The sequence below is a fragment of the Bradyrhizobium sp. USDA 4516 genome (genome assembly GCF_054055915.1).
On sequence record NZ_JBSRXT010000001.1, the window covers coordinates 3475121 to 3488310 of the forward strand.

10 protein-coding genes and 1 pseudogene are annotated in these 13190 nt (G+C 65.5%); 5 read left to right on the forward strand and 6 right to left on the reverse strand.

All coding sequences use genetic code 11. The features are described from left to right. Positions 1 to 133 precede the first annotated feature (133 nt). The 3 genes from maiA to ACVI1L_RS15965 are packed head-to-tail and all read left to right on the forward strand — an operon-like array spanning position 134 to position 2452. Positions 134 to 766 carry a maleylacetoacetate isomerase gene (maiA, locus tag ACVI1L_RS15955; RefSeq protein WP_076832895.1) on the forward strand — a complete coding sequence of 211 codons (633 nt, stop codon included), beginning with the start codon at positions 134 to 136 and terminating at the stop codon, positions 764 to 766. Continuing rightward, positions 756 to 1268: a MarR family winged helix-turn-helix transcriptional regulator gene (locus tag ACVI1L_RS15960; protein WP_092083193.1), complete on the forward strand. Its 513-nt coding sequence runs from the start codon at positions 756 to 758 to the stop codon at positions 1266 to 1268. Before maiA ends, ACVI1L_RS15960 begins: the two co-directional genes overlap by 11 nt. Beyond that, positions 1268 to 2452 (forward strand): 3-hydroxybenzoate 6-monooxygenase, encoded by a 1185-nt coding sequence (locus ACVI1L_RS15965; RefSeq protein WP_456783259.1) that lies wholly within the window; start codon positions 1268 to 1270, stop codon positions 2450 to 2452. The genes ACVI1L_RS15960 and ACVI1L_RS15965 overlap by 1 nt, the downstream gene beginning before the upstream one ends. Before the next feature lie 524 nt (positions 2453 to 2976). Here the strand turns inward: ACVI1L_RS15965 and ACVI1L_RS15970 are convergent. The 5 genes and pseudogenes from ACVI1L_RS15970 to ACVI1L_RS15990 form a co-directional block, all read right to left on the reverse strand. Beyond that, the gene (locus ACVI1L_RS15970) at positions 2977 to 4587 is read right to left on the reverse strand and encodes a benzoate-CoA ligase family protein (protein WP_456783260.1); all 1611 of its coding nucleotides are present in this window, start codon (positions 4585 to 4587) and stop codon (positions 2977 to 2979) included. Then, positions 4584 to 5714, reverse strand: a complete 1131-nt coding sequence (locus tag ACVI1L_RS15975; RefSeq protein ID WP_456783261.1) for an FAD-dependent monooxygenase — start codon at positions 5712 to 5714, stop codon at positions 4584 to 4586. The genes ACVI1L_RS15970 and ACVI1L_RS15975 overlap by 4 nt, the downstream gene beginning before the upstream one ends. Positions 5715 to 5829: 115 nt before the next feature. After that, the gene (locus tag ACVI1L_RS15980; protein WP_456783262.1) at positions 5830 to 6042 is read right to left on the reverse strand and encodes a hypothetical protein; all 213 of its coding nucleotides are present in this window, start codon (positions 6040 to 6042) and stop codon (positions 5830 to 5832) included. Positions 6043 to 6137: 95 nt separating this feature from the next. Beyond that, positions 6138 to 6329, reverse strand: a pseudogene (locus ACVI1L_RS15985) (cysteine rich repeat-containing protein); the annotation flags it as partial. 68 nt (positions 6330 to 6397) lie between these two features. Continuing rightward, positions 6398 to 7183 (reverse strand): cysteine rich repeat-containing protein, encoded by a 786-nt coding sequence (locus ACVI1L_RS15990; RefSeq protein WP_456783263.1) that lies wholly within the window; start codon positions 7181 to 7183, stop codon positions 6398 to 6400. A 249-nt stretch (positions 7184 to 7432) separates the two neighbouring features. Here ACVI1L_RS15990 and ACVI1L_RS15995 point away from each other — a divergent pair, with 249 nt between their 5' ends. Both ACVI1L_RS15995 and ACVI1L_RS16000 read left to right on the forward strand, forming a co-directional pair. Beyond that, positions 7433 to 8590 (forward strand): efflux RND transporter periplasmic adaptor subunit, encoded by a 1158-nt coding sequence (locus ACVI1L_RS15995; RefSeq protein ID WP_456783264.1) that lies wholly within the window; start codon positions 7433 to 7435, stop codon positions 8588 to 8590. Positions 8591 to 8602: 12 nt separating this feature from the next. Next, positions 8603 to 11770, forward strand: coding sequence for an efflux RND transporter permease subunit (locus ACVI1L_RS16000; protein WP_456783265.1), 3168 nt, complete (start codon positions 8603 to 8605; stop codon positions 11768 to 11770). 382 nt (positions 11771 to 12152) lie between these two features. Here the strand turns inward: ACVI1L_RS16000 and ACVI1L_RS16005 are convergent, their stop codons facing one another. Beyond that, positions 12153 to 13154, reverse strand: coding sequence for an NADP-dependent oxidoreductase (locus tag ACVI1L_RS16005; RefSeq protein ID WP_057020132.1), 1002 nt, complete (start codon positions 13152 to 13154; stop codon positions 12153 to 12155). Positions 13155 to 13190 lie beyond the last annotated feature (36 nt).

A 13190-nucleotide genomic window follows, 5' to 3' on the forward strand; every position in this document is an offset into this window, starting at 1 on the left:
GTGCAATTTAATTGACAGTATACTGACAATATGGCTAGCGTCAATGAAGCAAGCCATAGCGTTTTCGAGCGAAGTGGATACCGGTTCGCGCAAAGAAAGCGCGCCAAACCAGAATAATGCAAGGGAGGTCCCGATGAAGCTGCATGGCTATTTCCGGAGCAGCGCGTCCTACCGGGTCCGGATCGCCCTCAACCTGAAGGGGCTCACCTCAGAGCATCTGCCGCATCATCTGCGCAAGGGCGAGCAGTGCGCGCCGGCCTATCTCGCGATCAATCCGCAGGGGCTGGTACCGACGCTGGAGAGCGACGCCGGCGCGATCCTCACCCAGTCGCTCGCGATCATCGAATGGCTCGACGAGACCAATCCCAACCCGCCGCTCTTGCCGAAAGATCCGCTGCGGCGCGCCAAGGTGCGGGCGTTTGCGCAGGCGATCGCCTGCGATACGCATCCGGTGCAAAATTTGAAGGTGCTGGCGCGGCTGCGTCAGCTCGGCCTGCCCGAGGAGCAGGTGACGGAATGGGCGGCCTGGGCCAATCGCGAGGGACTGTCGGCCTGCGAGACCCTGATCGCGGCGGAGTCCGGCCCGTTCTGCTTTGGCGATGCGCCGACACTGGCCGATCTCTGCCTGGTGCCGCAGCTCGCCAATGCGCGGCGCTTCGGTGTCGACGTCTCGGCCTATCCGCGCCTGCTCAAGGCCGAGGCCGCGGCAAAGCAAATCAAGGCGTTTGCCGACGCCGCCCCGGACAAACAACCCGATGCCGAATAACAAACCAGCGCCCGTCACGATGGACGCGGTCTACACCGCGCCCGGCTACCTGTTCCGGCGGATGCAGCAGATCGCGGTCGCGCTGTTCATCGAGGAGTGCAAGGCGTTCGACCTGACGCCGGTGCAATACGCCGCGCTGGTCACGATCTCGACCCATCCCGGCATCGACGCCACAAGACTCTCGGCGGTGATCGCGTTCGACCGCTCCACGCTCGGCAATGTGATCGAACGGCTGCAGGCCAAGGAGTTCATCGTGCGCAAGCCGGCGCCCGAGGACAAGCGGGTCAAGCTGCTCTATCTTACCAAGGCCGGCGCGGCGGTGCTGAGCGACATCATGCCCTCGGTCGACAAGGCGCAGGCGCGGATGCTGCAGCCACTGAAGCCGGCCGACCGCAAGACGCTGCTGGCGCTGTTGACCCAGCTCGTCGACCTCAACAACGAGGCGTCGCGGGTGCCGCTGCGCGCCGAGGATGCGCTCGAACATCTCGGGAGGTCGGGCTGATGGCGGAGACGAGACCTGTCCTGATCGCGGGTGGCGGCATCGGCGGCCTCGCCGTGGCGCTGGGCCTCGCGCAAAAAGGCATCCGCTCGATCCTGCTGGAGAAGGCTGTCGCGCTCGGCGAGATCGGCGCCGGCATCCAGCTCGGCCCGAACGCGTTCCACGCCTTCGACTATCTCGGCGTCGGCGAGGCCGCGCGCAACATGGCCGTCTATATCGATCAGCTCAGGCTGATGGATGCGCTGACCGCCGACGAGATCACCCATATCGATCTCGGCGATGCCTTTCGCGCGCGGTTCGGCAATCCCTATGCCGTGGTGCATCGCGGCGATCTGCACGGTGTGTTCCTGCGCGCCTGCCAGAATCACGAGCTGATCGAACTGCGCGTGTCCAGCGAGGTGACAGGCTACGAGCAGGATGGTTCGTCGGTGACCGCTACGCTCGCGAGTGGGGAGCGCATCGGCGGCCGTCTCCTGATCGGCGCCGATGGCTTGTGGTCGAACATCCGCAAGCAGGTCACGGCGGACGGCCCGCCGCGCGTCTCCGGCCACACCACCTATCGCTCCGTGATCCCGACCGAGCAGATGCCGGAAGACCTGCGCTGGAACGCGGCCACGCTGTGGGCCGGCCCGAAATGCCACATCGTGCATTATCCGCTGTCGGGCTGGAAAGTGTTCAACCTCGTCGTCACCTATCACAACAATGCGCCGGAGCCGGTCGCCGGCAAGCCGGTTTCCGAAGCCGAGGTGATGAAGGGTTTTACCCACGTCCATGAACGGGCGCAGAACATCATCCGCCACGGCACCAACTGGAAGCTCTGGGTGTTGTGCGACCGCGATCCGAACGAGCAGTGGATCGACGGCCGCGTGGTGCTGCTCGGCGACGCCGCGCATCCGATGCTGCAATATTTCGCGCAGGGTGCCTGCCAGGCGATGGAGGACGCGGTCTGCCTGTCGCACATGCTGGCCAGTCACAATGACCAGGCAGCGGCGCTCGAAGCCTACAGCGCGCAGCGCTTCCCGCGCACCGCGCGCGTGCAACTGATGTCACGCGCGATCGGCGAACACGTCTACCATCCCTCAGGCGAGCACGCCCGCATCCGCAACGCGATCATGAGCGCGAAGTCGCAGGTCGAGTGGTGCGATGACATCGCCTGGCTGTATGGCGGGACGGGGCTGGGCAGCTAATTACTCGTCGTCCCGACAAGCGAGCGTAGCGAGCGCGATCCGGGACCCATAACCACCGAAAGCTGTTGTGATGGCAGGCTGGGGCTCCAGCCGTCGCGCCACAAATATTTATGGTTATGGGTCCCGGCCTTCGCCGGGACGACATCGAATGTGTGGCGGGATGGCGGGGCAGCTAATGCTCGTCGTCCCGGACAAGCGAAGCGCGATCCGGGACCCATAGCCACCGAAGGCCGTTGTTATGGCGAGCCGGGGCTCCAGCCGTCGCGCCGCAAATATTTGTGGTTATGGGTCCCGGCCTTCGCCGGGACGACATCGAATGTGTGGCTGGATGGCGGGCAGCTAATGCTCGTTGTCCCGGGCAAGCGAGCACAGCGAAGCGCGATCCGGGACCCATAACCACCGATGGCTGTTGTTGTGGCAGGCTGGGGCTCCAGCTCTCGCGCCACAAGCATTTGTGGTTATGGGTCCCGGCTTTCGCCGGGACGACATTGAATTTGCGGTGGCCGCGTCCATCAACCAACGCCCTACATCCGCATCACCGCCTGCCGGTCGATCTTGCCGGTGCCGGTCTTCGGCAGCTCGTCGATGAATTTGACCTCGCGCGGATATTTGTACGGCAACAGCCTTGTCTTGACGTAGTCCTGCAGCCGCCGCGTCGCTTCGGCTGTGTCGAAGCCGGCCTTGTTCATGACAACCACGGCGCGCAGCGTCATGCGCCGGTCCGGCAATTCGGCGGCGTAGACGGCGCATTCGCGGACGTCGGGGTGATCGGCGAGGCAGAGCTCGACCTCCAGCGGATAGACCCACTGGCCGGAGATCTTGATCAGATCGTCGGCGCGGCCGCGGAAGAAGTGGAAGCCGTCGCTGTCGCGCATGAAGCGGTCGCCGGTGTAGATCCAGCCGTCCTCGCGCACGGTCTCGGCGGTCTTGTCCGGCCGGTTCCAGTACAGCGGGGTCGCGGAATCGCCGCGCACCCACAGGATGCCTTCCTCATTGTCGCCGACCTCACGGTCATCGCTGTCGCGCAGCATGATCTCGTAGCCGGGCACGCGCAGGCCGGCGGCGCCGAGCTTCTTTTGTTCCGCGCGGTTGCTGAGATAGACGTGCAGCACTTCGGTCGAGCCGAGGCCTTCGATGATCTCGAGCCCGGTGAGCCGCTTCCAGCCGTTGAAGACGTCGGCTGACAGCACTTCGGCGGCCGAGACCGCCATCCGCAGCGAGGAGAAATCGGCGGTGTCGGCACCTTCAGCCTTGGTCAGGGAGATGTAGAGCGTCGGCAGGCCGAAGAACACGGTCGGGCGATATTGCCCGATCGCCGCGAAGATCGCGGCCGGTTTCGGCTGGCCCGGCAGCAGCAGCGTCGCGGCGCCGACGGAAAATGGAAACGTGATCGAGTTGCCGAAACCGTAGGCGAAGAAGATCTTCGGCACCGAGAAGCAGATGTCGCCGGGCGAAAGCTTCAGCACATTGCGGGCAAAGGCGCGCTCGCTATAGGCCATGTCGTGCTGCAGATGCACGATGCCCTTGGGACGGCCGGTCGAGCCCGACGAATACATCCAGAACGCCATCTCGTTGCGGTGCGTGTCGGCCGCGTCGAGCTCGGTCGGAAACGCTTGCAGCCAATCAGCGGCCTCGCGCGTTTCGGCAGCCGCGTGATCACCGGCGGCGCCGTTGACCACCACCAGCGTACGCAGCGGCGTGTCCTTGCAGGCTTCCGCGTTGAAGCGCCCACAGAATTCCGCATCGGTGACGGCGACCTGCGCGCCGGCGTCGGACAGGTAGAATTGCAGCAGCTCGGGCGTCGTCAGCGTGTTGATCAAGAGCGGCACGTAGCCGGCGCGCACCGCGCCGAAGAATGCCGCGGGATAGGCCGGGGTGTCGTCGAGGAACAGCAGCACGCGGTCGCCGCGCTGCAGTCCGAGCGACCGGAAGGCGTGGCCCCAGCGTGCGGCCTCAGTGCAGAGCTCGCGATAGGTCCGCGAGCCTGCCGGGCCGGTCAGCGCCAGGCGCTCGGCATTCCCGTTGCCGAGATTGTCGAACAGGATGCGGCTCGCATTGTAGCGCTCGGGGATCGTAAAGCCGATCTCGCGCGCACCGGGATTGTCCAGCGGAACCTGGTCGGCGATCCCAGTCATGATTGTCCCTTTGCGCCTGCGTAGCGGGCCATGAAGGCGGGCGACATCGCGCGCAGCCGCGCTTCGTCGATCCGGCCGGAGCGGGTGATGTAGCTGTAGGCGAAATCCATCAGGTCGAGCGTCATGTGCGCGGGGAAATGCTCGTACCAGTCGGCGCTGGTCCGCGCCGCGGTGACGAGCTTCTTCACGATGGGCTTGCGCTCGCTCTCGTAGCGGGCAAGCGCGGCGCCAATGCCGCTCTCGGTCTCCAGCGCCTTGGTCAGCGCAATCGCATCCTCGATCGCGAGCCGCGTGCCCGAGCCGATCGAGAAATGCGCCGAATGCAGCGCATCGCCGATCAGCACCATGTTGCCGTGCGACCAGCGCTCGTTCCAGATCCACGGGAAATTGCGCCACACCGATTTGTTCGAGATCAGCCGGTGGCCGTCCAGCGCCGCGGCGAATATATCTTCGCAGATCGCCTGCGACTCTTCGATGCTCTTGTCGGCGAAGCCGTAGGCCGCCCAGGTCGCCGCGTCGCATTCGACCAGGAAGGTGCTCATGTCCTTCGCATAGCGATAGTGATGGGCGTTGAAGCTGCCGCGCTCGGTCCCCACGAAGGTCTGCGACAGCGTCGCGAAGGTCTTGGTGGTGCCGTACCAGGCGAATTTGTTGGTGGAATGCGAGACCGAGGCGCCGAAGGCGGACTCATAGCCGCGGCGAACCATCGAGTTCAGCCCGTCGGCGGCAACGATCAGGTCGTAACCCCTGAGCTGGTCGACCGATTGCACCACGGTGTCGAAGCGTGGCGTGACGCCCGTGCTGCGGACCCGCTCCTGCAGGATCGTCAGCAGCGCCAGCCGGCCGATCGAGGAGAACCCGACGCCGTCGATCTCGACGCTCTCGCCGCGCAGATTGAGGGTGATGTTCTTCCAGCTCTCCATAAGCGGGGCGATGGCGTCGACCGTCTCAGGGTCGTCGGCGCGCAGGAAGTCCAGCGCCTGTTCGGAGAACACCACGCCGAAGCCCCAGGTGGCGCCGGCCGCGTTCTGCTCGAACAGGTCGATCTCGGCGTCGGGATGACGCTTCTTCCACAGATAGGCGAAATAGAGCCCGCCGGGCCCTCCGCCGATCACGGCGATCCGCAACGTCTGCCTCCCAGATTGACAGTATACTTACAATTTGTGTCCAGACTAATCGCCCTCCGGCGGGAACGCCAGAGGGAAAATGCGTGCGGCGACTAGCCGCGTGGGGCCGAAGGGTTCAGTAGCAGCGGCGGGCCTTGACCCCGTCGACCCATACCCAGCGGCAGCCGGCGGCGACGGGTTTGCGGGCGACGACCGCGCCGTTGGGACCGGCGCCGCCGGCGCGGTAGACGCCGCGCGCGCAAACGACCGCATTGGCGTCGGAGGACTCAAAGGTCATCGTCGCGGCAAAGGACAGCAGGGCCGCGGCGATCAGCAATATTGAACGCATGAAAATTCCCTCTCCCGGGTGAGGCATGGTTGGCCTGCAGGTGGCAACAAGGTGCTGCGGTTCCGTGCCCGGCAAATCGCCGGGCACCTCTCGTCTCACCGCCGGCGCGGCCATTTCTTTTCCGCTTCCGCCAGCACCTTCTTGCAGGCGGGCGCCAGCTTGTCGCTCTGCTTGGCGAGACAGGCGATGATGCGGCCGCCACCGGGCGTCACGCTTTTGCAGAACTTCTCGTAGTCGCCCATGCAGGCGTCGCGTTGCGCGGTGGTCAGTTCCTGCGCGTAGACAGCGGTTGCGCGGTCAGGACGATACGCAGCATTGTTTGCTCTCTTCTCCGGTCTCTAGCGTGACAACAGGATTACCGCGCTGCGAACGGCGCCAACACATCGCGGCACGCCGGCGACAGCGAGCCGGCATTGGTCGCAAGGCACTGCACGATCCGCCCGCCGCCCGGCTGGACGCCGCCACAGATCGAGCGGACGTCGGCGCCGCAGGCCGAGCGCAGCACGAACAGCTCTTCGCGCGGTCGCAGCGGCCGCAACGCGATCACGGCCGGCGCCGCGGCTGGTGCTGTCGTCGCTGCAGCGCCGGCGGCCGGCGCGGCGGCGCCGCCACCAGCGGCGGCGACGGCCTTCTCGCAGGCCGGCGAAAGCTTGCCCTTGTTCTTTTCGAGACACTGCAGCGCCGCCGCGCCGCCGGTCGGCACGCCCGCGCAAACCTTGGGATAATCGGAGCGGCATGCGCTGCGGATCGCGGAGATCTGCGTGTTGGACGGCGTCCCGGCCGCCTTCGGTGCGGCGGCTTCGGTGGCGGGCTTGGCCGCTGCCGCGGGAGCAGCTTCGGTCTTGGCCGCCGCGGGCGCGGAGTCTGCCTTCGGTGCGGCGGCCGGCGCTTCGACGGCCTTCACCGCGCTGGCGCAGCCCGCGCCGAGGCTTGCCATGTTCTTCTGCAGGCATTGCAGCGAGGCTTCGCCGCCCGGCGGTACGCTGGAGCAGTGGGCGATGTAGTCGTTGCGGCATTGCGACTTGATGGCGTCGCGCTGCGCCTGGGTCGGCGCCTGCGACAAGGCCGGTGCGGTGCTCATGAATGCTGCAAGCGCAAGACATGCGGACAGCTTCGTTGCTCGTGTCAACGCATTGATCATCTGAATTAATCCTCTGGTCGCGCCGGATGTCTCCGGCTCAACTGAACTGAGTTCTGAAAAAGTCTTGTTGTAGCAACCTCGGCGAGCGGCATCATTTTCGCTTTCGAGTTCCGCTGCAAGCGGATTGTTGCTATGGATGAAGCAGGCGGATTTTTTGCCCGTCACGAGATCTTTAAATTTAGTCATTTGAATCGAGGCTCGGACATGAGGCATGCGCGCGCGTCGGCACATTTCGGTCGGAGCAGTTTTGTGCGGCTGCGAAATGCACCGCTTGCGCGCATCGCGTTCGTCGTATCGGCCTTCGTCAGTTTAAGTGCCTGCGAGCAAAACAGTTTTGTTGCGCCGCCGCCGCCCAAGGTCGAGGTTGCGCCGCCGGTGCAGCGCGCCATCACGCGTTATCTGGACGCCACCGGAAACACCGCGCCGATCCAGACCGTCGATCTGGTCGCGCGCGTGCAGGGCTTCCTGCAGGCGATCAACTATCAGGACGGCTCCTTCGTGAAGGCGGGGACCACGCTGTTCACGATCGAGCCGGAGACCTACAAGCTGAAGCTGGAACAGGCGCAGGCCGCAGAGGTCGGCGCGCAGGCGACACTGAAGCAGGCCGAGCTCGACTTCAAGCGGCAGACCGATCTGGTGCAGCGGCAGGCGGTCTCGCAGGCGACCCTTGATACCTCGACGTCTACCCGGGACAACGCCCAGGCCAGCCTGCAGCAGGCCCAGGTCAACACCAGGATCGCGGCGGTCAACTACGGCTACACCAACGTGGCAGCGCCGTTCGACGGCATCGTCAGCAATCACCTGGTCTCGATCGGCGAGTTGGTCGGCGTGACGTCGCCGACGCAGCTTGCCACCATCGTGCAGCTCGATCCGATCTATGTGAATTTCAACGTCAACGAACAGGACGTGCAGCGCGTGCGGGATGAAGCGCGCCGTCGTGGTCTGTCGGTCAACGAGCTCAGGCAGTTGCCGGTCGAGGTCGGCCTGCAGACCGAGACCGGCTATCCGCACAAGGGCAAGCTTGATTACATCTCGCCGACCCTCAACCAGTCGACCGGCACGCTCGCGGTCCGCGGCGTGTTCGCAAATCCGGACCGCACTTTGCTGCCCGGCTTCTATGTCCGCGTTCGCGTGCCGTTCGACAAGCAGGACAACGCGCTGCTGGTGCCCGACGTCGCGATCGGCAGCGACCAGGCCGGCCGCTACGTACTGGTCGTCAATGCCGAGAATGTGGTCGAGCAGCGCAAGGTGACGACCGGCCCGCTCGATGAGGGGCTGCGCGTCATCGAGAGCGGCCTGAAGCCGGATGACCGCATCGTGACTGCCGGATTGCTGCGCGCGATCCCCGGGCAGAAGGTCGATCCGCAGGTGCAGAAGGCCGACGCGGCGCCGACAGCCGCCAAATAGGACGCACGCGCCATGATCTCGAAATTTTTCATCGAGCGCCCGGTCCTCTCCAACGTCATCGCGATCCTGATGATCCTGATCGGCGGCGTGGCGCTGTACAATCTCGCGGTCGCGCAATATCCCGACGTGGTGCCGCCGACGGTGCAGGTGACGACGCGCTATCCCGGCGCCTCGGCCAAGACGGTGGTCGACACCGTGGCGCTGCCGATCGAGCAGCAGGTCAACGGCGTCGAGGACATGCTGTACATGCAGTCCTACAGCGGCGCCGACGGCACCTATACGCTGACGGTGACCTTCAAGATCGGCACCGATCTCAATTTCGCGCAGGTGCTGGTGCAGAACCGTGTCTCCAGCGCGCTGTCGCAGCTGCCGACCTCGGTGCAGAACCAGGGCGTCACGGTCCAGAAGCGGTCGACCTCGATCCTGCTGTTCGTGACGCTGACCTCGCCGAACAAAACCTATGACAGCCTGTTCCTGTCGAACTACGCCACCATCAACATCCGGGACGAGCTGTCGCGCCTTCCGGGTGTCGGCAACGTCACGGTGTTCGGCGCCGGGCAATATTCGATGCGGGTCTGGCTCGATCCGACCAAGCTGCAGGTGCGCGGGCTGGTGCCGCAGGACGTCATCCAGGCGATCCAGCAGCAGAGTCAGCAGGTCACCGCCGGCCAGGTCGGCGCGCCGCCGACGCCGGCGGGCCAGGCGTTCCAGTACACGCTGAACGTCAACGGCCGGCTCGACGACAAGAGCCAGTTCGAGGACATCATTGTCAAGACAGGCAATGTCGGCGACGTCACCCGGGTCCGCGACGTCGGCTGGGTCGAGCTCGGCGCGCAGACCTACAGCCAGATCTTCTCGCTGAACCAGAAGCCCGCGACCGGCATCGGCGTGTTCCAGTCGCCGGGCGCCAATGCCTTGCAGGTCGAGAAGGCCGTCGAGAAGAAGATGGCGGAGCTCGCCAGGCAGTTCCCGCAGGACATCAAATACGACACGCCGTTCGACACCACCAAATTCGTCAACGCCTCGATCGAGGAGGTCTACAAGACCCTGTTCGAGGCCGGCCTGCTGGTGCTGGTCGTGATCCTGGCCTTCCTGCAGGACTGGCGGGCGATGCTGGTGCCGGCAACCACCGTGCCGGTCACGATCATCGGCGCGTTCGCGGCCATGGCCGCGCTCGGCTTCACCATCAACTTGTCGACGCTGTTTGCGATCGTGCTGGCGATCGGCATCGTGGTCGACGACGCCATCGTCGTGGTCGAGGGCGCGGCGCACAATATCGAGCGCGGCATGTCGGGCCACGACGCCGCGATCAAGGCGATGGACGAATTGTTCGCGCCGATCGTCGGCATCACGCTGGTCTTGATCTCGGTGTTCCTGCCGGCGGCGTTCCTGCCCGGGCTGACCGGGCGAATGTACGCGCAATTCGCGCTGGTGATCGCCGCCACCGCGCTGCTCAGCGCCGTCAACGCCGCGACGCTGAAGCCGACACAATGCGCGCTATGGCTGCGTCCCCCCGCGCCGCCCGAGCAGCGCAATTTCTTCTATCGCGGCTTCAACGCGGTCTATGACCGGCTCGAGCGCGGCTACACTCGGCTGGTCAGCGGCATCGCCGGGCATGCCAAGACCTCGGTCGCCGTTGCGCTTGTCATCATCGGGCTTGCCGGCTACGGCCTGTCGCGGGTGCCGACCGGATTCATTCCGATCGAGGACCAGGGCTATCTGCTCGCCGCGGTGCAATTGCCCGACGGCGCGGCCCTCGACCGCACCCAGCACGTGCTCGACGAGGTCACCAGGATCGCCGGCAAGACCCCGGGCGTCGACCAGGTGGTCAGCATCGCCGGCATCTCGGCGCTCGACAATTCCTCGAGCCTCGCCAATGCCGGCGTCGCCTATCTGATCCTGAAGGACTGGAGTGCGCGGGGGCCGGGCGAGGATCTGCGCTCGCTGGTCTACGGGCTCAACGACAAGCTCGCGGTGATCCCGGAGGCGCGCATCCTGGTGATCCCGCCGCCGCCGATCCAGGGCATCGGCAACGCCGCCGGCTTTGCCATGCAGGTCGAGCTGCGCGACGGCAATGCCGACTACGGCAAGCTGCAGGCGGTCACCGGGGCGATCGTGGCCAATGCACAGACCCAGAGCGCGCTGCAGCGGGTCCAGTCGTCGTTCCGCTCGATGGTGCCGCAGTTCGACGTCGACGTCGATCGCATCAAGACGCAGACCCTGCACGTCACCCCCGACCAGATCTTCGCGGCGCTGTCGTCCTATCTCGGCGCCAGCTACGTCAACCAGTTCACCAAGTTCGGCCGCACCTTCCAGGTCTATACCCAGGCCGAGGCACAGTACCGCCTGAGCCTGCGCGACATCGAGAACATGATGGTGCGCAACAGCAACGGCGACATGATCCCGCTCGGCACGGTCGCCAAGATCACGCCCTCGATCGGACCGTCGCTGATCAGCCTCTACAACCTCTATCCGTCCGCCTCCATCATCGGGCTGCCGGCGCAGGGTTACTCGTCCGGCCAGTCGATGGCGCTGATGGAGGAGATCGCGGCCAAGACGCTGCCGCCCGGGTCGGGCTTCGAGTGGACGGCGATGTCGTACCAGGAGAAGGAGGTCGGCAGTCAGATCTACTACGTGTTCGCGCTGGCGCTGCTGCTGGTCTATCTCGTGCTCGCCGGGCAATATGAGAGCTGGTACGCGCCGATCTCGGTGATCCTCGCCGTGCCGCTGTCGCTGCTCGGCCCGACGCTGGTGCTGCTGAGCCTGAATATCGAGAACAACCTCTACACCCAGATCGGCACCATCTTGCTGATCGCGCTGTCGGCCAAGAACGCGATCCTGATCGTCGAGGTCGCGCTGGAACGTCATCTGCGCGACGGACGGTCGGTGCTGGATGCGGCGATCGACGCGGCACGCGCGAGATTCCGGCCGATCCTGATGACGTCGTTCGCCTTCATCCTCGGCGTGCTGCCGCTGGTGATCGCGACCGGCGCCGGCGCAAACGCCCGCAAGTCGATCGGCATCACCGTGTTCTCCGGCATGATCGCCTCGACCTGCCTCGCCGTGCTGTTCGTGCCGGCGTTCTTCGTCGTGGTGCAGAGTTTTGAGAACTGGCGCAAGGCGAAGAAAGGCAAGACGGCGCCGCAAGCCGCTCCACGGGCGTCGGGCACGGCGCATTAGGTCTGCGCATTCAAACCTATCACCGTGCCCTTGAGAGGCCGTGAATGGATGACTCTCGATGACATCGATGTCGTCCCGGCCCAGTGCGCAATTGCGCACGGGAGCCGGGACCCATAGCCACCGAAGGTCATTGTTGCACGACGCTGGGGCCACAGCTTTCTAACGACTCAACCCTGTGGTTATGGGTCCCGGCTTTCGCCGGGACGACGAGGGGAGAGATTGCGCTGCATCCCCGTCACCCTGAGGAGGCCGCGAAGCGGCCGTCTCGAAGGGGCGACGGCCACCAGCCGGGCCGTGCATCCTTCGAGACGCGCTACGCGCTCCTCCAGCGACAAAGGCGAAGCATTTGCGCGGGGATGACGGGTTCGGAGATGTTCCCCGCCTACACCTTCACCATGCGCTTGCCGCGATTTTCGCCGGCCAAGAGCCCGATCAGCGCCTGCGGCGTGTTCTCGAGGCCGTCGATCACGTCCTCCTGCACCTTGAGCTTGCCCGAGGCGACCCAGGACTGCAGGTCGGCGAGTGCGGCGTCGCGCTGGTCCATGTAGTCCATCACGATGAAGCCCTGCATGATCAGCCGCTTCACCACGATCAGGCCGGGCACGCCGCGCGGGCCGTGCGCGGAGGGGACGCCGTCATATTGCGAGATCGCGCCGCAGCAGGCGATGCGGCCGCGATTGTTCATCTGCGCCAGGCAGGCTTCCAGAATGTCGCCGCCGACATTGTCGAAATAGACGTCGATGCCCTTGGGCGCCGCCGCGCGCAGCGCCTTGTAGGTCGCGCCGTCCTTGTAGTCGACCGCGGCGTCGAAGCCGAGCTCGCTGGTCAGCCAATGGCACTTGTCCTTGCCGCCGGCGATGCCGACGACGCGGCAGCCCTTGATCCCGGCGATCTGGCCGACGATCGAGCCGACCGAGCCCGCGGCCGCCGACACCACCACGGTCTCGCCTTCCCTGGGCTTGCCGACGTGGAGCAGGCCGAAATAGGCGGTCAGGCCGGCAACGCCGTAGACGCTGAGCAGATGCGTCATCGGCTCGAGCTTCGGCATCTTTGCCAGGTGCTTGGCGGGCACGGCGGCATAATCCTGCCAGCCGGTGTCGCCGAACACGATGTCGCCGGGCTTCAGGCTAGAATCCTTCGACGAGATCACCTCGGCGATGCTGCCGCCGGCCATCACGGTGTTGGCTTCCACCGCAGCGCGGTAAGTGGCGCCGTGCATCCAGGCGCGGTTGGCGGCATCGAGCGAGATGTAGCGCGTCCGCACCAGCGCCTCGCCGTCCTTCGGCGTGGGGATCGTCCCCGTGGTCAGACGAAAATGCTCGGGGCCAAGCTTGCCGGTCGGCTTTTCGACAAGCAGGATCTGGCGATTGACGGTGTCGTTCATTGGCGGTGTCTCCCCCTTTGCCTTCGCTTTGCCTTC